The organism is Halogeometricum borinquense DSM 11551 (assembly GCF_000172995.2).
In the GTDB taxonomy this organism is placed as follows: domain Archaea; phylum Halobacteriota; class Halobacteria; order Halobacteriales; family Haloferacaceae; genus Halogeometricum; species Halogeometricum borinquense.
On record NC_014729.1, the window covers coordinates 839,203 to 862,238 of the forward strand.

At 62.0% G+C, this 23,036-nt stretch carries 25 protein-coding genes and 1 tRNA gene; 12 read left to right on the forward strand and 14 right to left on the reverse strand.

The features are described 5' to 3' along the window. Nucleotides 1-60 precede the first annotated feature (60 nt). Both HBOR_RS20445 and HBOR_RS04310 read right to left on the reverse strand, forming a co-directional pair. Nucleotides 61-186, reverse strand: a complete 126-nt coding sequence (locus tag HBOR_RS20445) for a hypothetical protein (protein ID WP_006053714.1) — start codon at nt 184-186, stop codon at nt 61-63. Nucleotides 187-448: 262 nt separating this feature from the next. Then, nucleotides 449-597, reverse strand: a tRNA-Met gene (locus HBOR_RS04310). A gap of 129 nt (nt 598-726) precedes the next feature. Between HBOR_RS04310 and HBOR_RS04315 the strand changes: the two genes are divergently transcribed. Then, nucleotides 727-1,809 carry a DUF7115 domain-containing protein gene (locus HBOR_RS04315; protein WP_049890438.1) on the forward strand — a complete coding sequence of 361 codons (1,083 nt, stop codon included), beginning with the start codon at nt 727-729 and terminating at the stop codon, nt 1,807-1,809. Nucleotides 1,810-1,826: 17 nt separating this feature from the next. Here the strand turns inward: HBOR_RS04315 and HBOR_RS04320 are convergent, their stop codons facing one another. Continuing rightward, nucleotides 1,827-2,189 carry a DUF5830 family protein gene (locus tag HBOR_RS04320; protein ID WP_049890559.1) on the reverse strand — a complete coding sequence of 121 codons (363 nt, stop codon included), beginning with the start codon at nt 2,187-2,189 and terminating at the stop codon, nt 1,827-1,829. A gap of 284 nt (nt 2,190-2,473) precedes the next feature. On the opposite strand from HBOR_RS04320, the gene HBOR_RS04325 reads away from it, so the two are divergent. Continuing rightward, on the forward strand, nt 2,474-3,136 hold the full coding sequence (locus HBOR_RS04325; protein WP_006053717.1) for a TVP38/TMEM64 family protein: 663 nt from the start codon (nt 2,474-2,476) through the stop codon (nt 3,134-3,136). A gap of 27 nt (nt 3,137-3,163) precedes the next feature. On the opposite strand, the gene gpmI is transcribed toward HBOR_RS04325, so the two are convergent. Continuing rightward, the gene (gpmI, locus tag HBOR_RS04330) at nt 3,164-4,678 is read right to left on the reverse strand and encodes a 2,3-bisphosphoglycerate-independent phosphoglycerate mutase (RefSeq protein ID WP_013440510.1); all 1,515 of its coding nucleotides are present in this window, start codon (nt 4,676-4,678) and stop codon (nt 3,164-3,166) included. 169 nt (nt 4,679-4,847) lie between these two features. Here gpmI and HBOR_RS04335 point away from each other — a divergent pair, with 169 nt between their 5' ends. After that, a complete protein-coding gene (locus tag HBOR_RS04335) occupies nt 4,848-5,570 on the forward strand; it encodes a DUF1405 domain-containing protein (RefSeq protein ID WP_006053720.1) in 723 nt (240 codons plus the stop codon). Between the two features lie 32 nt (nt 5,571-5,602). Beyond that, the gene (locus HBOR_RS04340) at nt 5,603-6,271 is read left to right on the forward strand and encodes an ArsR/SmtB family transcription factor (RefSeq protein ID WP_006053721.1); all 669 of its coding nucleotides are present in this window, start codon (nt 5,603-5,605) and stop codon (nt 6,269-6,271) included. A 72-nt stretch (nt 6,272-6,343) separates the two neighbouring features. On the opposite strand, the gene HBOR_RS04345 is transcribed toward HBOR_RS04340, so the two are convergent. Then, on the reverse strand, nt 6,344-6,835 hold the full coding sequence (locus tag HBOR_RS04345) for a hypothetical protein (RefSeq protein ID WP_006053722.1): 492 nt from the start codon (nt 6,833-6,835) through the stop codon (nt 6,344-6,346). Between the two features lie 116 nt (nt 6,836-6,951). On the opposite strand from HBOR_RS04345, the gene gatD reads away from it, so the two are divergent. Together gatD and HBOR_RS04355 are read left to right on the forward strand one after the other, a co-directional pair. Further along, the gene (gatD, locus tag HBOR_RS04350) at nt 6,952-8,205 is read left to right on the forward strand and encodes a Glu-tRNA(Gln) amidotransferase subunit GatD (protein ID WP_006053723.1); all 1,254 of its coding nucleotides are present in this window, start codon (nt 6,952-6,954) and stop codon (nt 8,203-8,205) included. A 10-nt stretch (nt 8,206-8,215) separates the two neighbouring features. Beyond that, a complete protein-coding gene (locus HBOR_RS04355) occupies nt 8,216-9,187 on the forward strand; it encodes a GNAT family N-acetyltransferase (RefSeq protein ID WP_006053724.1) in 972 nt (323 codons plus the stop codon). A gap of 4 nt (nt 9,188-9,191) precedes the next feature. Here HBOR_RS04355 and HBOR_RS04360 read toward each other — a convergent pair whose 3' ends face one another. Both HBOR_RS04360 and carA read right to left on the reverse strand, forming a co-directional pair. Next, complete coding sequence (locus HBOR_RS04360; protein ID WP_006053725.1) at nt 9,192-10,214, reverse strand: PAS domain-containing sensor histidine kinase; 1,023 nt, start codon at nt 10,212-10,214, stop codon at nt 9,192-9,194. Nucleotides 10,215-10,499: 285 nt separating this feature from the next. After that, nucleotides 10,500-11,567 (reverse strand): glutamine-hydrolyzing carbamoyl-phosphate synthase small subunit, encoded by a 1,068-nt coding sequence (gene carA / locus HBOR_RS04365; protein ID WP_006053726.1) that lies wholly within the window; start codon nt 11,565-11,567, stop codon nt 10,500-10,502. 97 nt (nt 11,568-11,664) lie between these two features. Here carA and HBOR_RS04370 point away from each other — a divergent pair, with 97 nt between their 5' ends. The 4 genes from HBOR_RS04370 (at nt 11,665) to HBOR_RS04385 (ending at nt 14,216) form a co-directional block, all read left to right on the forward strand. Continuing rightward, on the forward strand, nt 11,665-12,087 hold the full coding sequence (locus HBOR_RS04370; protein ID WP_006053727.1) for an Lrp/AsnC family transcriptional regulator: 423 nt from the start codon (nt 11,665-11,667) through the stop codon (nt 12,085-12,087). A 223-nt stretch (nt 12,088-12,310) separates the two neighbouring features. Beyond that, nucleotides 12,311-12,913 carry an isopentenyl-diphosphate Delta-isomerase gene (gene idi / locus HBOR_RS04375; protein WP_006053728.1) on the forward strand — a complete coding sequence of 201 codons (603 nt, stop codon included), beginning with the start codon at nt 12,311-12,313 and terminating at the stop codon, nt 12,911-12,913. After that, nucleotides 12,882-13,403 carry a desampylase gene (locus HBOR_RS04380; protein ID WP_006053729.1) on the forward strand — a complete coding sequence of 174 codons (522 nt, stop codon included), beginning with the start codon at nt 12,882-12,884 and terminating at the stop codon, nt 13,401-13,403. The genes idi and HBOR_RS04380 overlap by 32 nt, the downstream gene beginning before the upstream one ends. Nucleotides 13,404-13,502: 99 nt before the next feature. Continuing rightward, nucleotides 13,503-14,216: an SDR family NAD(P)-dependent oxidoreductase gene (locus HBOR_RS04385; protein ID WP_006053730.1), complete on the forward strand. Its 714-nt coding sequence runs from the start codon at nt 13,503-13,505 to the stop codon at nt 14,214-14,216. A gap of 10 nt (nt 14,217-14,226) precedes the next feature. Here HBOR_RS04385 and kynU read toward each other — a convergent pair whose 3' ends face one another. Beyond that, entirely contained in the window at nt 14,227-15,546 is a 1,320-nt protein-coding gene (gene kynU, locus HBOR_RS04390) for a kynureninase (RefSeq protein WP_006053731.1), read from the reverse strand. Nucleotides 15,547-15,801: 255 nt separating this feature from the next. On the opposite strand from kynU, the gene HBOR_RS04395 reads away from it, so the two are divergent. Continuing rightward, complete coding sequence (locus HBOR_RS04395) at nt 15,802-16,305, forward strand: hypothetical protein (RefSeq protein ID WP_006053732.1); 504 nt, start codon at nt 15,802-15,804, stop codon at nt 16,303-16,305. Between the two features lie 59 nt (nt 16,306-16,364). Here the strand turns inward: HBOR_RS04395 and HBOR_RS04400 are convergent, their stop codons facing one another. From HBOR_RS04400 to HBOR_RS04420, 6 genes are all read right to left on the reverse strand, one after another. Further along, the gene (locus HBOR_RS04400) at nt 16,365-17,384 is read right to left on the reverse strand and encodes an AIR synthase family protein (protein ID WP_006053733.1); all 1,020 of its coding nucleotides are present in this window, start codon (nt 17,382-17,384) and stop codon (nt 16,365-16,367) included. 358 nt (nt 17,385-17,742) lie between these two features. Next, nucleotides 17,743-18,660, reverse strand: coding sequence for an alpha/beta fold hydrolase (locus tag HBOR_RS04405; RefSeq protein ID WP_006053734.1), 918 nt, complete (start codon nt 18,658-18,660; stop codon nt 17,743-17,745). 132 nt (nt 18,661-18,792) lie between these two features. Then, nucleotides 18,793-21,036 carry an amino acid permease gene (locus tag HBOR_RS04410; RefSeq protein ID WP_006053735.1) on the reverse strand — a complete coding sequence of 748 codons (2,244 nt, stop codon included), beginning with the start codon at nt 21,034-21,036 and terminating at the stop codon, nt 18,793-18,795. A 52-nt stretch (nt 21,037-21,088) separates the two neighbouring features. Further along, nucleotides 21,089-21,550, reverse strand: coding sequence for a universal stress protein (locus tag HBOR_RS04415; RefSeq protein ID WP_006053736.1), 462 nt, complete (start codon nt 21,548-21,550; stop codon nt 21,089-21,091). Continuing rightward, nucleotides 21,543-21,707: a hypothetical protein gene (locus HBOR_RS19905; protein WP_161609399.1), complete on the reverse strand. Its 165-nt coding sequence runs from the start codon at nt 21,705-21,707 to the stop codon at nt 21,543-21,545. Before HBOR_RS19905 ends, HBOR_RS04415 begins: the two co-directional genes overlap by 8 nt. Nucleotides 21,708-21,794: 87 nt before the next feature. Then, the gene (locus HBOR_RS04420; protein ID WP_006053737.1) at nt 21,795-22,193 is read right to left on the reverse strand and encodes a hypothetical protein; all 399 of its coding nucleotides are present in this window, start codon (nt 22,191-22,193) and stop codon (nt 21,795-21,797) included. A gap of 190 nt (nt 22,194-22,383) precedes the next feature. Between HBOR_RS04420 and HBOR_RS04425 the strand changes: the two genes are divergently transcribed. Beyond that, on the forward strand, nt 22,384-23,025 hold the full coding sequence (locus tag HBOR_RS04425) for an adenylate kinase (protein WP_006053738.1): 642 nt from the start codon (nt 22,384-22,386) through the stop codon (nt 23,023-23,025). The last annotated feature ends 11 nt before the right edge of the window (nt 23,026-23,036 follow it).

The window sequence follows — 23,036 nt, forward strand, 5'->3', positions numbered from 1 at the left end:
GATGGAGAGACAGCCCGTCGAGGGGGTCAATCCAGAGAAAACGATTTCAAATGCGCATCGTTAGAACTGGTCCCAAACCGCTCGGAGCGCACCCGAGGGGTCGGCTCGAAGCCGCCGAATCGCCGGGAGGAGGTCGTACTTGACAGCACGAACTGCGACGATTCCGAGTCCGCCGGACAGGAGCACCGTCCCGACGATGCCGACGATACTTCCGGTCCGTTGGTGAAGTCGGCTTCAACTACTGCATCGCGGTCGATATCGTGAAGCGTACGGATACGTTCTAGCGTGACGCTATTGGTCAATCCCCTCTCTGCCGCACTCGTCCACGCGATTTCGTGGGCCGCCATTGACTTCCCCTTCTTCGAGCTGCTCTGAACGAACAGGTCGGGGTTGGTACCGTGCCCACCGGTATCGAAGTGTTACGTCGGTATCCGAAGAAGTCGAGTAATGCCCGGGGTGGGCTCCGAACCCACGATCTCCGCATGTCCCAGGTGCGAGGCCGGCATGACCTCGCGCGGGGCGGAGGCTTCCAAGGCGTTCCGCACCGATTGTGAAACCCTATGAGTGCGGCGCTATGTCCAGCTAAGCCACCCGGGCTCGTTTTTTCGTTGGCCGATGAAGTTCTTTAAGCTTCTCATCTGCTGATGGCGAGTGGTGTGACACCGATAAACATGAAAGACGGTCAATCACCCGCGGATTTATCAACCGGGACGGGTACACCCACCTATGAGCCAACCGCAGATGGTCCAGTCCGCTCTCGGGGACGAGGACGTGGTCGCCCGCGTCGCCCTCGGCGGCGAGGACGAACTGTACGCCACGCCGACGCGAACGCTGGTCTATCGGTCGGAGGGGCTGCTTTCGGACGAGACAGTAGAGGAGTACTCTCACAACGCCGAACGCATTACCGTCTCAGAAGGGCGGCGAAAAGCCAAGATCACGCTCGATTACGGTCTCGACGGCGAACAGACGTTCGGCCTCTCGGTGAAGCACCTCGACCGCGCTCTTCATCCGGTCGTCCAAGGCGTCCTGAAATCGAACGGCACTCTCGCGGACAACGAATCCGTCGAACGACTGTTCCGGTTTAGCGAACTCACACTCGTTGTTGCCACCGGCCGCGTTGTCAAGCACATCGGGTCGGCGCTCTGGGACGAAGACTTCGAGGAGTACCGCTTCGACGACGTGACCGACCTCCAGTTCGAGGGTGGGAGCGTCGCCACCTCCGTCGTGATGACGGTCAACGGCCGCCAAGAGCGTTTTAAAGCGCCGAACGACGAAGCGCGCCAACTGCGCGAAACGCTCGAATCGGCGCTGTTGGGTTACTGGGGGGTCTCCTCATTGGACGAACTCCGCGAAGCGAACGAACCCGACGAGGACGACGAACCGGCAGGCGACAAGGACGTATCGTTTGGCGACGGTCCTGACCCGCTGAGCGCTAACCCGACGGAACTCTCCGAAGAACCGGCGAACGCGACACGCGCGGAGTCGGAGTCACCGCCCGCTGAGACGGCAGACGCCGCAGGAGGACAGCAGAGCGGGGGCCAACAGAGCGGGAGTCAACAGAGCGTGAGCCAGCAGGTCGAAACTGCCTCCCAGACCGTCGAAGCCGAGGCCCAGACACAGACGCCGACCAACGAGGCTGACGACGGCTTCGGCGGGTCGGGCTTTCAGTCTGCGGCGGCAGACGCCGACGAACGTGTCGCTGAGGAACTCGCTGAACTGCGCGCGACGGTCGACCAACAAGGCGAAGAGATTCGTCAGCAGCGCGAACTCATCGAGCAACTTATCGAAGAGCTGCGCCGCGGTCGATAATCGACGCAGAGTCGGAATTACTCCCGACCGAGGACTTTTTTGATACACGAGGAGCCGAACGGCCCCAATTCGCCGGCGTCGAAGCGAATGAAATGCCCCGTCGAGAGGCCAGCACCACACCGCCGACAGTCGAAGTCGCCGTCGCGTTTGACGACTTGGCTCTCGAAGCGGACGAACGTTCCGCCGCGGCGCGTCTGGATGCGTCCTTCCTCCCTGTCGATAACGCCGCGGAGTTCAGCCGTGTCGAGTATCTCTCGCGTGAGTGCCGGACTCGTTGTTACCGTCTCGATACGGTCTACGGCATCCGAAAGCGAGAGTTCGTCGGTTTCGACGTGTGCGAGAAGGTCTACGCCGAGTTCGATTCGCTCGTCTCGGTCCATCTCGCGGACCTCGGGGCGGTCCGCAGTCGATTCGGGGCTATCGCTCCCGTTGCTCTTATTTCGGCCGTTCCGCGTCCGCTCTGCGCCGTCCGACGCGCTGTCGTCGCTCCCGCCGTCGAAGGCCGACAAGTCGGATTGCGTCTCTCTGTCCTCGTCCACGAGTCACCTCCACGTCCGCGTCGCACCGACAAAAACACACCGCGGTACGCTCAGTTCGGAAATCAAGAACAGACGGTCGTTCGGAGGCGCAAGGCGTATAGCTCCGCGTCCAAGAGTGACTGTCGATGGACCGCCTTCGAATCGACTCCCGCGCCGCTGTGGGGGTGCTACTGTTCGTCGTTGCCGCGGCGGCGGTGCTTCTCTCGCCCGAGGCAGTTCTCTCGCGCGCGGCGTGGGTCGCCGCCGACCCCGTCCGCCTCGTCGCCGCCACTGTGGCCCTTGCGATCGTCCGACCGCTCCTCGCGTGGCCGACGACGCTTCTCGCCCTCGTTGTCGGGTTCGGATTCGGTTTCGCGGGCCTTCCGTTCGCTCTTACTCTCATTGTCCTTACGAGCGTTCCGCCGTACCTCTTTGCGCGGCGCTACGGGCGTACCGGTCGTCTCGCGGCAGCGGGCGAGTCGTTCGTCGAACGGACCGGTGACCTCCGGAGCGTGGTTCTCAGTCGTCTCGTACCTGCGCCATCGGATGTCGTCTCCGTCGGGGCCGGTATCGCGGGCGTTCGCTTCCGCTGGTTCGTCGTCGGCACGGCCATCGGTGAGACGCCGTGGGCCGTGGCTGGCGTCCTCGCCGGGACGTCGGCCGAGTCGCTGGCGACGGGTGACCTTGCGGGCGCGATAGACGGTCGGTTGGTCGTCGCCGCGGCACTCGCGGCCGTGCTGCTGTTCGCGCCGACGGCGTACGAGTGGTACGACGAACGCGCCGACGGAAGCGACAGCGACGCGGTGTGAGAAAAGAGCCGCTACTGCAACGAGTCGCTACTCTAACAGCGATTCGCCCGTCATCGCCTCCGGTTGCTCGATCTCCATCAGTTCGAGCATCGTCGGCGCGATGTCGCAGAGCGACCCGAACGAACGAACGGTCCGCGCGCCGTCGTCGCCGTCGGGTGTGAGGGAGACGAGCGGTACCGGATTCGTCGTGTGGGCAGTGTGTGGTGTCTCCGCGGTTCCCATGTCGTCGGCGTTGCCGTGGTCGGCCGTAATGAGGACGTGTCCGCCAGCCGTCTGGACCGCTTCGACCAGTCGGCCGAGTTGTTCGTCAACGGCTTCGACAGCGGCGATCGCAGCGTCGAAGTCACCGGTATGACCCACCATGTCCGGGTTCGCGTAGTTGAGGACCATCGCATCCGGGTCGTCGGAGTCGATGAGTTCGATGGCGGTGTCGGTCACGTCTTCGGCGCTCATCTCCGGCTTCTGGTCGTAGGTCGGAACGTCGGGACTCTCGATGATGCGGCGTATCTCGCCGTCGAACTCCACCTCTCGACCGCCGTTGAGGAAGTAGGTGACGTGCGCGTACTTTTCTGACTCCGCGAGGCGGAGTTGCGTTTTGCCGACCGCAGAAAGCGTCTCACCCAGCGTGTCTTGCGGTTCCTGCGGCGGGAACGCCACAGGGAACGGGAACGTCTCGTCGTACTCGGTCATCGTCACTAATCGAAGCTCCGGCGGCGACGTATCGAACGCCCATTCGGGTTCGACGTCGGCGAGCATCCGGCAGAGTTGCCGGGCGCGGTCGGGTCGGAAATTGAAGAAGATACCCGCATCACCGTCTTCGAGCGCCGCGCCGCCTTCGACCAGCGTCGGTTCGACGAACTCGTCGGTCTCGCCGCGGTCGTACGACTCGGTGACGGCATCGACGGCTGTCGCCGCCTCGAACTCGGCCTCGCGGTTGACGATGGCGTCGTAGGCGCGCCGCGTTCGCTCCCAGTTCTGGTCGCGGTCCATCGCGTAGTAGCGACCCGAGACGGTCGCCACGTCGCCCGTCCCCTCCGCGGCAGCGACCGATTCGAGTTCTGTGAGGTAATCTTCACCGCCGTGGGGATCGGTGTCCCGCCCGTCCATGAACGCGTGGGTGACGGCTTCGACGCCGCGGTCAGCCGCCATCTCGATGAGTGCGTGGAGGTGTTGCTGTTCGGAGTGGACGCCACCGTCGCTAACGAGACCCATGAAGTGGACGCGTCCGCCGGTCGATTCGACGTGATCGAACGCCGAGTTCAGCGCGTCGTTTTCGTAAAACGAGCCGTCTGCGATAGCGTCTTCAATTCGGGTGTACGCCTGCTTGACGACACGGCCAGCGCCGATGTTGAGGTGTCCAACCTCGCTGTTGCCCATCTGCCCGTCGGGGAGTCCGACGTTTCGTCCCGAGACCTCAAGCGTCCCATACGCGCCTGTGTCGGCAAAGCGGTCGAAGTTCGGTGTCTCCGCCGCCTTCACCGCGTCGCGTCTGTCGTGATCTCCGAGACCCCAGCCGTCGAGGATAACGAGCGCAGTCTGCATATCCGAGGCGACGGTAGCGAGTCGTAACTAGGCTTCGCTTCCCGCAGTTGATTATTCACGGTCGTTCACGGCTGTTTGTGGGTTTTTGCGGTGTTCGCCGCTCCCACCGGAAGTGCATCGTCTATCGAACGCGACAGCTTCTTTCGCCAGCCGTCCGTCGGGATAGTCGATGGACGACGCGACGACTGAGGGAACGACCGGAACAACTCTCCGGCGACCGATTCCCGAACGCTGGGTGCAGTACTATCTCGGCAACGGCCCGAGTCTCGCGTGGTTGCTCGTCGTCAACGCCGCCGCGTTCCTCGTCGGCGTGAGTTTCTACGTCCACTCGGATCCGTCGCTTCGCGACGTGAGTTCGCTCCTGTATCCGCTGTTCGGTGACTCGCCGACTGCGCTCGCACTGGGAACGCTCTCACTTGCGACGCTGTTGCCTCACCTCGGCAACCGTGTGCGCGACGCGCCGACAAACTATCCGCTCACTGTCATTCACACGCTGGCGTTCGTCTGGTTGGTGAAGTACGGCGTCTGGACCGTAGTCGCCCTTAATCTCCGTCCGGACCTCTACTTCGGCTTTACTCCGGACCTGCTCTGGGACTACTGGGGGATCATGCTCACGCACCTGTTCTTCCTCGTGGAAGCACTACTCATCCCCTACTACGGGAAGACAACGCGGAGCGCGCTCGCGCTTGCGCTCGCTCTCGCCTTCGTCAACGACGTGTACGATTACGGATTCGGATTCTACCCGCCGTTGAAGTACGAAGCGGGCGTCCTGCTGACGGCGATCACAATCGCTCTCTCGGTTCTCTCCGTCGCTCTCGCGGCGTGGCTGTTTGACCGACAAGAATCCAACACGATGCGGACAGACGCCGTGTCCGCCGCCGAGCGTCAGTAAGCCTCATCACTCCAGGTGATTTACCTACGGTCATGGACTCCGCGGTACTGTTAGACCTACTCGGTAACGAGAATCGGCGGCGCATCCTCCGGTTGCTGTCGCATAAACCCTGCTACGTCACCGAGATAAGCGAGTACCTCGGAGTGAGCCCGAAGGCGGTGATCGACCATCTCAGAAAGCTGGAGGACGCCGGTCTCATCGAGAGCCGTACCGACGATCAGCGTCGGAAGTACTTCCACATCTCGCGCAACCTCAGACTCGAAGTGAACGTGTCTCCCTATGGATTCGGTGCGAAGAGCGCCTATCCCGCGAGTCCGAACCTCGACATGTCAGGTCGGTGTCCACACCTTTCGTTCGATATTCCGCGCGAGGACGCACAGGATTTGAACGAACTCGCCCGGGAACTCGGCCACCTCGCCGACTTGGAGAACGAACTCTCCTTGGCACAGCGTTGGGTTCACGGTCGCATCACGGACGTTCTCGACCGGCTGAACGAACGAATCGGTGCTGACGCCGACAGCCGATTCTACGCGGAGACGCTGGCGGCAATCGCTCGCGGCGAACAGACTGTCGATGGCGTCGCACGCGAACTCAATGCGTCGCCAGAGGCCGTCGAGGAGGCGGTTCACCGCCTCGCAGAGCGAGGACTCATCTCACGCGAGGACGAAGGCTGGGTCGTCGCCGGCAGCCCCGTGGCCTAATTCTCGGACGGACGGGTCTCGTCCCATGATCGCTGATCCGGGGAGAGTAGTCTCCGCGAAATCGGTACAATCTCAGATGTCGCGTGTGAGGCCGTCGCGCAGGTCACGGCCGAAGTAGTGTCCGATGATGGTAGTGAGGAGTCCGACGCCCGCGCCGGCACCCGCGATAGCGAGGCCGTATTTTGCGAGGAGTTCGACAGCGAACGGAGCGAATGCGAACCCGGAGGTGAGCGTCGTCAGCACCCACAGGAGGCCAAATGCGAGCGCGCCGCCGAGACCGACTTCCACGTAGTGGCTTCGCCCCGAGAGGAGACCGACGCCGAACCCGACGGCGAACAGGCCGAGGAAGCGACCGATGAAGCCAACGATGGGAATCGATCCGCCGAGGAACGCACCGAGGAGCGATGCGAGAAACACCACGACGAACAGTTTCGGTGAAAACAGACCGGCGAGGCGGCTCTCGTTCGATGTCGCGCTGTTCGACGACGTCGCGGACGACTCGTCGGTAACCGAGTCGAGCGAAAACTCGGTGGTGGAGGGTTCTTTCTCGTCAGATCGTTGCATACCAGTGTGTGTGCGGCGCGGGCGTATGGGTTTTACCCCGAGGCGTGAGGGAGATGCGGCGCACACGTCGGCGCCGAAAGGGAGATTTCAAGTCCGGCCCGGCGGTATCTCGCCGTATGAACGCAGGGGACCGTGTCCGCGTCGAACGCGCGGGCGTTACGAACGAGGGCGTCTTGATGCCCTCGACGACGTCGGACTACCTCGTCGTCAAACTCGACGGCGGATACAACGTTGGCATCGAACGCGACGAGGCCGACGTGGACGTACTGGAGACAGACGTGTACGATATCGAGGAGGCGCAATCGGAATCGACGACCTCCGAAATCGCCTTCGACGACGATCTGCCGACCGTCTCGCTCATCTCGACTGGCGGCACCATCGCCTCGACGGTGGACTACCGTACGGGTGCGGTGACGGCGCAGTTCGACGCCGAAGACGTGCTTCGGGCCGTGCCCGATCTTGCGGGCCGAGCAAACTACCGCGGGCGCGTCGTCGCCAACATCCTCTCGGAGAACATGACGCCCGACGTGTGGATCGACCTCGCCGAGGCTATCGAGGCCGAAATCGAGGCCGGAACGGACGGCATCGTCGTCATGCACGGCACCGACACGATGCAGTTTACCGCCGCGGCGATGTCCTTCATGCTCGATACGCCCGTCCCTATCGTCTTCACGGGCAGTCAGCGGTCTGCGGACCGACCATCTTCGGACAACGTGATGAACGCCGTCTGCGCCGTCGAGGCCGCGAAGGCCGACTGCGCGGAAGTGCTAGTCTGCATGCACGCCTCCGAATCTGACGACGTGTGCGCACTTCACCGCGGCACACGCGTCCGTAAGAATCACACCTCCCGACGCGACGCGTTCGAGACAGTCGGTGCGGAGCCGTTAGGCGAGATCGACTACGAAACCGAGGAGATAACCTTCCGGCGCGACCACGCCGCCCGTGGCGAGACGGAGTTCAGCGTCCGGTCTGATCTGAGCGACGACGTGGACCTGCTGAAGTTCACGCCCGGAATGGATCTCGACGCTTACGCCGACTTCCTCCGCGGACAGGACTTAGACGGTCTCGTCGTGGAAGGCACGGGCCTCGGCCACGTTCACACGGACTTCATCCCTGTCCTCGAAGAACTGGTCGAGTCGGGCACCGTCGTCACCATGACGACGCAGTGTCTCGAAGGCCGCGTCTGCGACCGCGTCTACGACACGGGTCGTGATCTCCTTGAGGCAGGTGTCGTCGAAGCAGGCGACACCCTCCCCGGTACCGCGAAAGTGAAACTCATGTGGGCAGTTGCGAACCTCGAAGACCCCGAAGAAGCGATGCAACAGTCGCTGTCGGGCGAACTCACCCAGCGGTCGGTTCCGTGGGAGTGAGACCGACTCGATGAGCACGTACGCGACCATCGAGGACGAGACGGGAGAATCCGTCGCTGTCCGCGCCGCCCGGCCCGACGACTACGACGCCGTCGCAGCGTTCACCGCCGACACGTGGGCCGACCGCGGCGGGAGCGACTACATCCCCGATATCTACCACGACTGGATCGCCGACGACGACGGCGAGACGCGACAGACGTTCGTCGTTGATCTCGGTGCTGAGACGCCATCCGACGAACTCGGTGCAATCGTCCAAGTCGTCATGCTCTCCCCGTACGAGGCGTGGGGGCAGGGCATTCGCGTCAATCCGGAGTACCGCGGCCGCGGATTGGCGAAGGCGATAACGGAGGCGAGTTTCGACTTCGCGCAGGAGGCGGGCGCGACAGTCCTCCGAAACATGATCTTCTCGTGGAACGTCAAGAGCCTCGGCCTCGCCCGCGACACGGGGTACGACCCCGGCATCGAGTTCCGCTGGGCTCACCCGTCGCCAGATTCGGACGCGTCGGCGTCAGCCGACGTTCCCGTTTTCACCGACGACGCCAACCCCGATGCCGCGTGGTCGTTCTGGCTCGACAGCGAGGCCAGAACGCAGTTGGGCGGTCTCGCGCTCGATCCCGAAGAATCGTGGGCGCTCTCGTCGGTAACGCGAGACAGACTGCACGCGGCCGCCGACGAGGGACGACTCCTCGTCGCTGGTGCGGGGCCGACGCGTGGGTTCGCCACGCGCAGTCGGACGTACGAACGCGAAGACGACGGCGAAACAGCGAGGTGGGCGGAGTACGCCGTCGGCGCGTGGGCGTGGCGGGATGAAGACGCTGCCGAGGCTCTCCTCGCAGCTATGTCGCGTGACGCCGCCGCCGTCGATGCCGACCGGACGCGCGTGTTGATTCCCGAAGGAGTGCAGTGGGTCTCCGACGCCGCGCGAGCGAAGGCCGACATCGCCGAGGAACCGACGTTCGTGATGGAAGCCGACCTCTCCTGAGCGGTTACACCCACTCGATGCCGTTCACCTCGACGCGTGTGCCACCGAGATTGCTCTGTTCGGCGTGAATCGACCAGTCGTGGAGTTCGGCGATGCGGGCCGCGATGGGAAGTCCCATTCCTGCTCTCTCAGCTGTCGAGTTGATGACGACGCCGGATTCGAAGATTCGTTCGCGGTTCGCCGGGTCGATACCGGGACCGTCGTCTTCGACGTAGAATCCCGTGTAGGTCGTCCCGACGCGGATGCGGGCCGTGTCGCCGCCGTGTTCCAGTGCGTTCGAGAACAGGACGTCGAACAGCAACTGGAGGAGATTCGGTTCCGCGAGGAATATCCGCGAGTCCACGACGAGAAACGACGCGTTTTCGTTTTGAGAGCGCTCCCAGGCAACCTCGGCCTGTTCGCGGAGCGTAACAGGAACCTGTTCGATGGTTGAATCCGCCTCCGCCAAGGCTGTACCAGTCTTGACGACCGTCTCGATCTGTTCGAGCGTCTGTACGAGGGTGTTCCCCGCGGCTTCGTCGCGTTGTTCGAGTTGCCGCGCCGCTGCAATCGCTTCCGAGAGCGGTCCGTGGAGGTTCGTCGAGAGCACGTACGCCAGCATTTTGAACCGGTCGTTCTGCGCCTTCACGCGGTGTTCTGCGAGTCGTCTGTCCGTGATCTCCAAATGCATGACGACCGCGTACTGACCGTTCGACGACGACCTGAACGGAACCGCACGCATCAGAAACCATCGCCGTTCGGTCGGCGAATGACACGGATAGTCTAACGCAAACATGTCGTCCTCACCGGAGAGTACGCGTCGGATGCCATCGGCGGCGAGGGCGGCTTCCTCACAGTCGTGACGGACGGCGTCGCATACCTCCAGATAGTTCACCCCTGAGAAGGTCGGGTCGCCAGTGTAGCCGTTTGCGGACGCGAACGTTCGCCACGCCCGATTCGTGATGACGATTGCTCCTTGACTGTCGAGAATCGCCACCTCGGTTGGCAGTTCGTCGAACCCTTGTTCTGGGAGAGAGGCGGCGCCCATACAATCACTTGGTTGTGTGAACACATCACACTGTCGTGCGGGATACGTACAGTTATCCGCCGCGGTCGATGCGCACCGCTTTGACGCGCTTGGGAGAAACGGACACTGATCGAGTCAAACAAAGAGCCAACGGACAGCGGTGCGTGCTGCGGATGCGTCAGGTTCGGTGCTGCTCGATTGGTGCTAGTGGAGTGAGCGACCCGGCCGTTTTCGGTCGAGTGCGGGTCGTGTACTGGTCACGTGCTGGGTGCGTACCGGTCGAGCGCCGGTCACGCCGTGGGTTGGTCAGTCGTCGGCGACGAGTTTGTGTTCGGTCCCGTTGACCATGCCGAGGACATCGTCGAAAAAGCCCAGAGAGTCGTGCGGGCCGGGGTGGGCCTCGGGGTGGTACTGACGGGTGATGACGTTCAGTTCGGCGTTCTCCAGTCCTTCTGCGGTGTCGTCGTTGACGTTCACCTGTGTGACGTTCAGGTCACCGGGTTCATCGACAGTGTAGCCGTGGTTCTGCGTCGTCATGATAACTTTCCCGGTGTTCAGGTCACGTACGGGTTGGTTGACGCCGCGGTGGCCGAAGTCCATCTTCTCGGTGGTGCCGCCAAGTGCGCGTGCGATGACTTGCTGTCCGAGGCAGATGCCTGCGAGGGGAATCTCGCCGACGAACTCCTCGACGAGCGCCTGTGCATCGCCGAAGTTCGCTGGGTCGCCCGGACCGTTCGAGATGAAAAGCAGGTCGGGGTCGAGTTCCTCGACCTCCGCGGCCGTCGTGTCGTGCGGCAGCACGTGAACGTCCGCACCGCGTTCGTTCAGCGAGTCCACGATAGACATCTTTGCGCCGCAGTCGATGAGTGCGACATCTGCCTCCCCGCCGCCGCGATACGTCTCGTGTTCGACGGTGCTGACCTGCGCGCCGATTTCGGTGTGCTCGCTCATTCCCTTGCACTTTGCGAGTTGGGCTTCGGCGTCTGCGGGCGTCACGTCGTCGCCGACAGCGATTCCGCACTTCATCGCACCCTCTTCGCGGATCGAGGTGACGAGGTCGCGTGTGTCGATATGGTCGATTGCGGGCACATCTTCGGAGTCCAGCCATTCGACGACTTCTTCTGTGAACTCGTGTGCAATGGCCGCGCGTGGGTGGATACGGTCCGATTCGAATCGCTCTTCTCGGACGCCGTAGTTTCCGATGAGCGGGTATGAGAACGTAAGGACTTGTTCCTCGTATGAGGGGTCAGTGAGACTCTCTTCGTAACCCGTGTACGCGGTCGTGAACACCAGTTCGCCACGTGTCTGTCCTGGAGAGCGACCGCGCGCTTCGATGACGCGACCGTCTTCCAGAGCCAAGTAGGCGTCCGACATTACGAGAAACACACGGAATACGGGGGTATAAATGTTGCTTTCGTAGTTGAGTTACGAATTTCGTAACCAGTAAGTTCTCCGAGTGGAGAGAGAAGACATGGACGACTTGGATCGGGAGATTCTCGACATCCTCCGACGAGATGCTCGGACCCCCTACACGGAGATTGCAGAGCAAGTTGGTACCTCCGAGGGCACAGTTCGCAACCGCGTCGAGCGTCTCACCAACGACAACGTCATCGAGCGGTTCACCGTCGCCACCAGTACGGGCAACATCAAGGCGATGATCGAAGTGTCGGTGAAAGTTGACGTGGACACGACCGAGATATCCGACCAGATGGCGGAATGGAACCAAGTTGACTTCGTGTGGCAGGTGTCCGGCGAGGAAGACGTAGTCCTCGTCGTGGACGCCGCGGACACGCGTGCAGTGAATGAACTCATCACGCGGGCGCGCGAACTAGACGAAGTAAAGAGTACGAAGACGCGCCTCATCCTCGACGAACGACTCGGTCGTAGTCCGTAGCCGGACCGCACGAGTCACATGCTGAATGGTCCTGCGATGAGTCACATGCTGAATGGTCCTGCGATGAGTCACATGCTGAATGGTCCCGCGGCGAGTCATATGCTGAATGGTCCCGCGGCGAGTCATATGCTGAATGGTCCCGCGGCGAGTCATATGCCGAACTGCCTTGCGGAGGCCGTCACGCATCGAAGACTCCTTGACCCACCTCGCTAATGTGACCGATATGAGCACAGACGAGGGCGGGAGTGCCGCCACCGACGTGGAGGACGAACTCCACAAGAACGCCAAGCAGGACGTCATTGCCGTCGATCCCGACGATAACGAGATCGGACTTGTCAACAGACTGGATGCACACACTGGCCACGGGACGCGCCACCGTGCGTTCACGTGTTTGGTCTTCGACGAGGATGGGCGTCTACTGCTCGCACAACGCGCACCGAACAAGCGTCTGTGGGACACTCACTGGGACGGAACCGTCGCATCCCACCCCGTGCAGGGGCAGAGTCAAGAAGACGCGACGAAACAGCGCCTCGAAGAGGAACTCGGAATTACGCCCGACCAGTACAGCGACCTGCGTATCACGGACAAGTTCGAGTACAAGCGCTACTACGAGAACGCCGGTCTGGAGTGGGAGGTCTGTGCCGTCCTGAAGGTGACGCTCGAAGACACGACGCTCGACCCCGACGAGGAAGAAATCGCCGGACTGCTGTGGGTGGACTACGAACACCTCCACGACCACCCCGAGTGGTACCGACAACTCCGTCTGTGCCCGTGGTTCGAGATCGCAATGCGCCGTGACTTCGAAGACGAACACGCCGACGAGTAACCTCGTCCTCACGGCCGAGGCGAGAGAGGCAATCATCGCGCACGCCCGAGAGGGAGCGGCGACTACCCCACCGAGCGAAGTCTGCGGTGTCCTCGGCGGGTATCGGGCCGACACCGCGGCGACGAACGCCGACGACGCATCCGCCACCGATTCAGCGGAATCAGCCTCTGCGGACGACATCGGTACCGGGTCGGATACTGTTACCGTCGCCGAACCGGTTCCCAACGTCGCTGACGACCCCCGAACGACGTACACGCTCGATCCCGAGACGACCGTCGAAACCATCGACACCCTCGAATCGAGGGGCCTCGATGTGGTCGGGTTCTATCACAGTCACCCCGAGAGCGACCCAGTTCCGAGTCGAACCGACGAACGACGGGCGACGTGGACGGGGTACGTCTATCTCATCTGCCATCCGGACGGCCGACTGAACGCCTTCCGCTGGACGGGCGCGGCGTTCGATGTCCTCAACGTAATTACCGAGGGCTGATACGCGGCGTCAGTGCGATACGTCAGCCTTCGGCAGTCGTGCGACGGCCGCGACCCGAGAACGCAACCCCCTTGCGGCGTCAGTTCTTCTCCACCGTCAATGACAGCGGACGTTCCCGACCCTGACCTGTACGACTCTCTCGAAGGGCAAGTCGCCCTCGTGACGGGTGCAAATCGTGGTCTCGGCCGCGAGATAGCCGAACAGTTACACGACCTCGGCGCGACGGTGTTCGCCGCGACGCGGAGTATTACGCACGACATCCCCGACGAGTGGAATCACCTTCTCGTGGACGTGACGCAGGAAGGCGAAATCTCTGATGCCGTAGACGATATCTTCGCCAGTGCGGGCCGACTGGACATCCTCGTCAACAACGCCGGAATCAGCGGCGGCGACGGGGACATCGTTGCGGAGTCGGTGACGGACATCGACCAGACGCTGGCGACGAACCTCCGTGGGCCGATGCTCGTCTGTAAGCACGCCGTCCCGCTCCTCGTCCAAGACGAAGGCGGCCGTGTGATCAACGTCTCTTCGGGGATGGGCGCGCTCAACGAAGCACAGTCCGGCGGGTCGCCATCGTATCGCATCTCGAAGACAGGGCTGAACGGCCTGACGAAGTACTTAGACGGCGAGTACGGCGACGACGGACTTCTCGCTAACTCGGTCTGTCCGGGATGGGTCCGCACCGATATGGGCGGCGAGGACGCCGACCGGTCAGTCGAGCGCGGCGCTGAAACGCCGGTGTGGCTCTGTCGCTTCAAACCAGAGTCGCCGTCGGGGTACTTCTGGCGCGACCAGTCCGTTATCGACTGGTAGTCGGGAACGATCAGGTCACGCCGCCGCCGCGCTTCTCGTACTGTTCGTACTCGGCATCCTCGAATATTGCTTCGAGGTGCTCAACCATGTGATACACGTCCTCGAAGCCGACGTAGTACGGCGACGGGCAGACGCGAACGACGTTCGGGGCGCGGAAGTCAACGATTACGCCGCGGTCTTTCAGCGCCTCCGAGATGCGATAGGCTTCCGGGTGTTCGACGGCGACGTGGCCGCCGCGTCTGGTCGGGTCACGCGGTGTCCCGACCTCGCAGTCGGGAAGGCGGTCGTCAACGAGTTCGATGAGGGAGTCAGTTAGTGCGAGTGATTTCTCCCGAAGCGCGTCGATACCGGCGTCTTCGACCACATCGAGCGCGCCGTCGAGGGGAGCCGCTGCGAGAATCGGCGGCGTCCCGATCTGGAACGCTCCGGCCGAGTGGGCGGGTGTATACGTATGGCGCATCTCGAACTGCGTTTCTTTCTCGTGGCCCCACCATCCCGCGAGAGCCGGTGTAACGCCGAAGTGACGTTCGTTCACGTACAGACCGGCGGCAGCTCCGGGTCCGGCGTTGAGATACTTGTAGTGACACCAGACGGCGAAATCGACGTCGAGGTCCGAGAGGGCGTGCGGGACGGCGCCGATAGAGTGCGCGAGGTCGAAGCCAGCGAGGGCACCGGCGTCGTGGGCCGCTTCCGTAATGCGTTCGATATCGAGGAGTTGCCCGCTCCGATAGAGGACCGAGGGCATGAACACCATCCCCACGTCTTCGTCTATCGCCGCCACGATGTCGTCTTCCTCGATTGTCCGGCCGTCTCGGCTCTCGACCACGCGGAGGTTCTCGTCTGGGTCGCGTCCGACCTGTCGAAGTTGCGCGCGAATCGCGTAGTGATCCGTCGGGAAGTCGAGGTCGTTAACGAGAATCTTCTCGCCGCGACTCGGGTCGTAGAACGTGCCGACCAGCGTATGAATATTCACCGTCGTGGAGTTTCCGACGACGACTTCCTCGGGTTCGGCACCGACGAGTGGGGCGAGTCGGTCACCGAGGCGTTCACCGTACGTATACCATTCCGGATCGGCGTCGGTCCATCCGCGAATAGCGAGCGTTTTCCACTGTTCGACCGCCTCGTCCAGTGCGGCCGCCGCATCTACAGAGCAGAGTCCGAGTGAGTTGCCGTCAGCGTACAACTCATCGTCGGGGATGAAAAAGCGGTCGCGGAAATGCGAAAGTGCATCGTCGTGGTCCATCTCGCGGGCCTCGGCCAGCGTCGGCGGTCCGTCGCCGCTCGATTCGGCCGTGGCATCCGACTCGGAGTCATCTCGGGAGTTATCCATGAGAGTTAAACCCTGCCATACTGTGTAAAGAGTTTCGTTCGGTGTTGTACACCCATTTTTTGTTCGTGCCGGCCTGCACCGCTCACCCAGTATAATCGTGAGCCATGAGTCCGATACGTACCCACTGTGAACTGATCGACCCTCGTCCGAGTATATAACATGAATACGGTAACTGTCCTCTGTTCACATGGGTTATGAAACGTAACCTGGTGAGAATAGGTAACCCCAACGTTACCAACTTACCTATAGCATACCATGAGAACATACCTGTTCAGAACGGTCTCAGCCATCGTCGTCAGCCTCCTCCTCGTTGTGGCTGGCGGCGGGCTAGCTATCGGCACTGTGAGTGCCGACCACTTCGACGACGACGATATCGAGATCGAGTTCGGCGACAAGGAGTTCGAGGGCGACGACGTTGACGACTTCGAGTACGACGAAGACGAAGAATTAGAGATCGATGGCGAGGACATCGAAGTCGATAGCGACGACACGGACTTCGAGATCCACGACGACGGTGAGGTCGAGTACGAACCCGACGAAAGCTTCGAAGCCGAAAGTGACGACGGCATCGAGTTCGACCGTGACGACATCGAGTTCGAAATCGACGATGATGCCGAAGTTGACTACGATACGGATGGCGACTTCGAGGTCGAAGGCGATGACATTGACATCGATGGCGACGATTTCGACATCGAAATCGACGGTGACGATGCCGAGGTCGAGTTCAGGGATGGTAGGATCGAGATCGATATCGACTAGAACGATTCAACGGAATCGTTCGTTTTTCACTGAGAGAAACGCGGGCACGGCCGTCGTCGCTACTGCACGCCACTCTGCCGCATCAGTTCTTCGTACGCCGCCCACGACGGATCAACGTCGGGATGTGGCACTTCCTCACCATCAACAGTGACGCCCGAACCCTCGCGGACTGTCCCCGCGACGCCAACGGGCGTACCTTCGGATTCGAGCGCCGAGACGACCGCTGCAGTCGAATCGGGATCAACTGCGAGGACGAGCGTTCCCCCAGTCGTCGCCGTCCACGGGTCCATTCCAAGGAATTCGCACGTCTCCTCGACACCCGGTCGGAGAGGTATCTCGTCTGTCGAAATGTCGAGTTGGACGCCCGCGCCGTCGGCGACTTCGTTCAGTGCGCCGAACAGGCCACACTCGGTCGCGTCGTGCATCGCGTGGACGCCGCCGACGGCCGACGCGGTCATCGCGTCGCGGACGCACTCGGCCTCGTCGAGACGGGATTGCGCCGCACGGAGCGTCGTTTCCGGCAGGTCGAACTGGTCGGGAAACAGAGTCGTCAACAATCCTGTTGCTTCCACGGCGGGTCCTTTCGTCACCAGCACGTCGTCGCCGACGCGTGCGCCGTCGGGTCGAATCACGTCCTCGTGGTCACCGACGGCGAGGGCGGTGGCCCCGCCGACCCACGGGAACGAACACCCCGAATAGCGGGCTGTGTGGCCCGTGACGATACTAACGCCGAGATCTTCGGCTTCTTCGTGCATTGCCGTCCAGAGAGTAGCGAACGACTCGTCTTCGAAGTCCGGTGGAAGCGTAAACGAGATAGCGAGATGGGAGGGCGGGAGTCCCGAGACGGCCACATCGGCGAGGACAAAGTCGAGCGTAAATCGTCCAGCACGGGCGAGTCCGAGGTCCGGCAGCACGGAAACAGGGTCTGTGGCGATTGCGACGGCCGTCCCATCGAGATCAAGAAGGCCGAAATCGACGCCATGGGTTGGGCCGAGTGCGACATCGTCGCGTCCGGCCCCGAGGTTCGAGAAGACGTACTGGTCGAAGAACGTGCGATCCACCTTTCCGAGATCAGTCATGTCGGTGGGTCGCAGGCGGGCGGTTTCAACGTGCCGTTGTCGGCGCTCCGAACGTTGTCGGCGCTCCGAATGCCGGTGTCTCTTGTGGGATGACCGGTTGATGGTTCCGACGGCACGTTCGTACAGCCGCGACGCTACTCGCACTGACAGAAAACGACCGGCCGCGGGGACGACCGGCCGGCTCATGAAGGAGACGCGAACGAGGTAGTATCAAACGGGTCATCCACTCCCGGTAACGCGACCTCACTCCGCGTCAGACTGCGATATTCTCTCCGGGTTTAAGTAAGTCGCTAAGTCAACTCTGTGGTGGTATATAGAATCGATTGAATATAGTTATTCTCTTGTTCGGTGGGCAACGCTACGGCTGGTACATCCCGAAGTGGTCGGTGAGTTCTCGCTGGACGCGGACAGGCTCTTCGTGTTGTATCCAGTGTGTCGCGTCGTCGAGAACGACGAGATGACTATTCTCGCAGTATTCGACGCTCTGGAGGGCAAGCGAACGCGTGAGGAAGGCGTCTTTCGCCCCCCACAACACCAGTGTCGGAACCCCGACCCGTTCGGTCTTCGGTCGCGGGTTCGCCCGAGCGATTGCACGGTACCAGTTGACCATCGACCGGTACGCGCCGGGACGCGACCACGCTGCCCGGTAGCAGTCGAAGTCGGCTTCGTTGAACGTCCCCGGTTGGCTGGACCGGCGCATCAGATCGCACAGCGTGCGGTACTCGCCCATCTTCGCCAGTGCTTCCGGTATCTTCGGGAGTTGGAAGAACAGCACGTACCAGCTCTTCAACCGTTGTTCCCAGTCGTTCGACAGTGCGTGCCTGAACGCCGTCGGGTGCGGGACGTTCAAAACCGAGAGGGTTCGGAGCCGGTCGGGGGCGTGCAGTCCAACCCACCATGCGACGAACGCACCCCAGTCGTGCCCGACGAGATGGGCATCGGATAGGTCGAGTGCGTCGAGCAGTCCGAGTACGTCATCCGCAAGCTCGTCGGGGTGATAGGCATCGACAGCCTCCGGTTTGTCGCTCAAGTGGTACCCGCGTTGGTCCGGGACGATGACGCGGTATCCCTCGTCAGCCAGTGGGCCCAAGAACTCATGCCACGCATACCAGAACTCCGGGAAGCCGTGGAGGAGGACGACCGGCTCGCCGTCTTTCGGTCCAGCGGTGACGACATGGAGTTCGACGTTACCCACTTCGACGAACTGCGACTCCCCACGAATCTGCAGGACTTCCGGCGTAACGCCGCCTTCGACGGCAGAGCCTAATGACGACATACACCTCGTTGGTCGGCCGAGAACAAATATACTGTCGGCTCTGTTGTCGAGAAGACGTTCGCTGTCTTCAGACGGCGTCTCCCGCAACGACGCCCGACAGATCCGAAGGCGGTAGTTGCGCTATTCGGTGTGTCAGTTTCGACCGAACAACCGCTCTTTGAGCGACCGACTCCGCGTCTGTTCGGCCAAGAGGACCGAACAATCTACCTTGTTCACCACATCGAGAACGAGCGTTCCGCGGACGAGTCGAGAGAGCAGGCCGCGTTCCGTCGCGCCGATGATGAGCATCGTCGCATCACGTGCGTGTCGTTCGATGCCTTCCTCAACGTTGACTGACTGCTCGACGATGAGTTCGGCGTCGGAGAGTCCGTGGCTTTCAGCCCACTCTGTGAGGAACTGTTCGCCTTCCGCCTTGTTGTCAGTGACGTGGAGAAGGCTCACCGTCGAGTCGTACTGTTCACGGAGAGTGACCGCCACGGCGGCAGAGAGGTCAGAGTCGGGACCGCCTGCCGTCGGAACGAGGACGTGCGAGGGATCGAACCCGCGGTCCTTCAGTACGAGGAAATCACACGGGAGTGAACTGGCGAGTTCGTCGATGGCGCTCTCGGCACGTCCGGGCGCACCGTGCGAGTCCGGACCCCATCCCATGACCGTGATGTCGGCGTCGTAGGTTCGCGCGGCGTCGAATACCTCCTCGAACGACCGGTGTGAGAGGATGGTGTGCGTCTCGATGGGTACATCGAACGTTTCAGCGTCTTCTCGGGCGCGTTCGAGGAGTCTGTCTGCCTCCTCGAAGTCGCCACGTTCGCGCGCGGATTCGAGTGCCGTCTGGTCGGGCACCTGTTCGATGTGAACCGCAACGACAGTACCGTCACGCGATTTGGCGAGTGCGCTGGCGAGGGTAATGAGGTCTGTCTCGTGGGCGGGATTCGCCAGCGGAACCATCACGCGGTACTGGCCGCCGTCGGGTTGGACCGACGTGGCCGCCGAGACGGCGGCGTCGGGCATCCGCTCGGACCGGTCGAGAATATAGTCGCTGAGGACGCCGGACTCGTCCGCCTTACCGCGGGCATAGACCAGGTACCACGCCAGAGAGCCAATGACGAATCCGGCAGCCAGCGCAATCTCTTTGTCGTCCATGAAGCCGATAAGGCCGAACGAGAGTACCGCTCCAAGAATAGGGACGGCCGGATAGAGCGGAACCGTGAAATCGGGGTCGTAGTCGGCGACATCGGACTCCCGCATCACGATGAGAGCGATGTTCATCAGCCCGTAAACGATGAGATGCAGGACGCTCCCCGCCTTCGCCAGCACCTTCACGTTACCGACAGCGATGAACAGGAGGATGAGGACACCGGTGACGGCGATAGAGCGGTACGGCGTCGAGAAACGCGGGTGGATGTCGTTCAACCATGCCGTGATGAGTTTGTCTCGCCCCATAGCGAAGTTGATGCGCGACGACGCGAGGATGGAAGCATTCGCACTGGACGCGGTGGCGAGGAGGCCGCCGAACAGGATGAGGCTCCCACCGAGGACGCCGAGTCCGAGTGTGTTCGAGAAGACAACTTCCGCCACGTCGATGACGGGCGTCGTAGACTGGGCGAGTTCCGTCCAGTTGACGACACCCATCAGCATCACCATGATGATGGCGTACATCACAGTCACGATGACGACAGACCCGACGACGGCCAGCGGGAGGTTCCGGCTGGGATTCTTTATCTCCTCGGCGACAGTCGTGATCTTGGCGAAGCCAAGGAAGGAAACGAACACGAGCGCCGTGCCGGGTAGGATACTCCCGTACCCGTTCGGCGCGAACGGCCGGAGCGTCGAGAGATCAGTCATCGTGAGACCGAGAATGGTAAACACCGTTAGGATGGCGACCAGCGTGATGACGATGATATTCTGGAGTGTCCCAGTCTCCTTTGCGCCGACGTAGTTGACGCCGATGAACGTCGCGCCAGCGAGGAGTGCGGCCACCTGCGTCGGAGCAAGCGTGAGTATCCCGAGACCGATAGACGGCACGTTCACGAGTTCGATGATGAACCCGCCGAAGCCGAGCATGTAGAACGCCGATGCGAACGCTAGCCCCATCCAGTTGCCCATTCCGGCGATGCTCCCGAACAGTGGTCCCAGCGCGTGGTTGATATAGTAGTAACTGCCGCCGGCTTTCGGCATCGCCGTCCCGAGTTCGGACGCGGAGAGGGCTGTGAAGATGGAGACGACACCCCCGACGACGAACGAAACTGCGACGACGGGACCGGCGATGGCGGCTGCTTCGCCTGGCAGGACGAAGATACCCGCGCCGATCATCGTGCCGACACCGATAGTCAAAGCGGCGAGTGGTCCCAAGTCTTTGGCGAGTTCTTCGTCGGTCACGCAGAATCACCTCCGTGTGAATCCACTGTGAGCGGGGAAGAATAGTCGTCGCTCACGCGTCCACCTCCGCAGTGTCAGCGGCTGGCAGAACGACCACTGGAAGATCGCTTTTGGTTACCAGCGACTCGCGCGTGTCGCCGGAGAACAGGTCCCACCACCGCTTGCCACCGCGCGGGGTGAACGTAATGCACGTCGCCCCGATATCGTGTGCGGTGTCGATGATCGTCGCTGCGACATCCGTTCCGTAGCGAAGCGTCGTCTCCACCTCGACGCCTGCGTCGTCGCTCTCCTCGCGGATGAAGTCGAACATCTCTTCGGCGAGTTCCTCGCGTTGTTCGACCGACGCCTTATCAGGTGCGCCGCCGGCTTTCTCGATAACGTGGACGAAAACGGGGTCGCCTCCGTTGGCGGCGATACGCGGGAGGACGGCCGCGGCAGTTGCGGCAGCATCGTCGTCGTTCGCCACAGGAATCAACGGGCGGTCGAATAACGGCGCAATAGTCTCTTCATCCATGTCGGCCACCGCCGTCGGCACCGTGTGTGGTTCGACGGGTGAGCGTCTCCCGCGTCGCGTTCGCGCCGTCACGTTCGAGTGAGAATCCGGCGCGTGTCCGGTTGCCTTCGTCCGAACGGGACGTACGTGTACGTGAACGGGTACGACGTTGAGTCATAGGCGACGCGTTGTCCCTCCTCGGCTTTAGAAGTTCGCAAAACGCAGCGGACTGCGTGGATAACGCGTCAACTACTCTCGAACGGCCTCAGACCGCCGCGACCCACGCGCAGTAGTCTTCGTCGCGGCCGTACACATCGGTGAACACTCTATCGACGAACGCGGCGAGACGGTTCGCGTCCGACCGCGCGATGATCCGGAGATTCGTTCCCTCGGCTTCCTCGGGCGACTCCATCTGATCGATACGGAACTCAGGGAACTCCGAGAGAAGCGACTTCGCACATTCGAGTTCCTCCTCGGTGACGTCCATATTGAACGTCTGGTCGGCGAACTGCACCCACGGCGCGGGCGAGTCCTCGCCGTCTACATCCGGGTCGTGTTCGACTTCGACAGTGAGAAACGGACTCGCGCGCGTCCGGTGTGCAGTGACCGCCTCGGCGAACAGTTTCCGTCGCTCCTTCGGGCTGTCGGCATCGAATCTGGTCATAGCAGTCTTTCGTCCGGGGGCGTAGAAAAGCACCGTGACCGCCCGCGTTCATCTTGTTAGCCCGGATGTATTGTCGAACGGTCCGGGTTTCGGCACATTTCTCCGTAGTTTCTCCGACAGGTCCTGCAACCGACCCGAAAGGAGAGACGCTTTCTTCAACGTTATACCGTCGGCCCGGGATGGGTCGAACATGGGTAAGCACATCCTGTTGCTCGGCGCACCCGGTGCCGGAAAGGGAACACAGTCGAAGCGACTCGCCTCCGAGTTCGACCTCGAACACGTCACGACGGGTGACGCGCTGCGCGCGAACAAGGACATGGACATCAGCGACATGGACTTCGAGTACGACACGCCGCGCGAGTACATGGAGTCCGGTGACCTGGTCCCCGACGATGTGGTAAACGAAATCGTGAAGACGGCGCTGCAAGAGGCCGACGGCTACGTCCTCGACGGCTACCCGCGCAACATCGAACAGGCCGAGTACCTCACTGAGATTACGGACCTCGACGCTGTTCTCTACCTCGACGTGAGCGAGGAGGAACTCGTGGAGCGACTCACCGGTCGTCGCGTCTGCGACGACTGCGGTGCAAACTACCACGTCGAGTTTGCCCCGCCCGAGGAAGACGGCGTCTGTGACGACTGCGGTGGAGAACTCATCCAGCGCGAGGACGACACCGAGGAGACGGTCCGCGAACGACTCACCGTCTACCACAAGAACACCGAACCCGTCGTGAACCACTACCGCGATGAGGGCGTCCTCGTCGAAATCGACGGTGAACAGACCCCAGACGGCGTGTTCGACGACGTGGCAGAAGTCGTCGAAGACGCGTAAACGCGGACAGC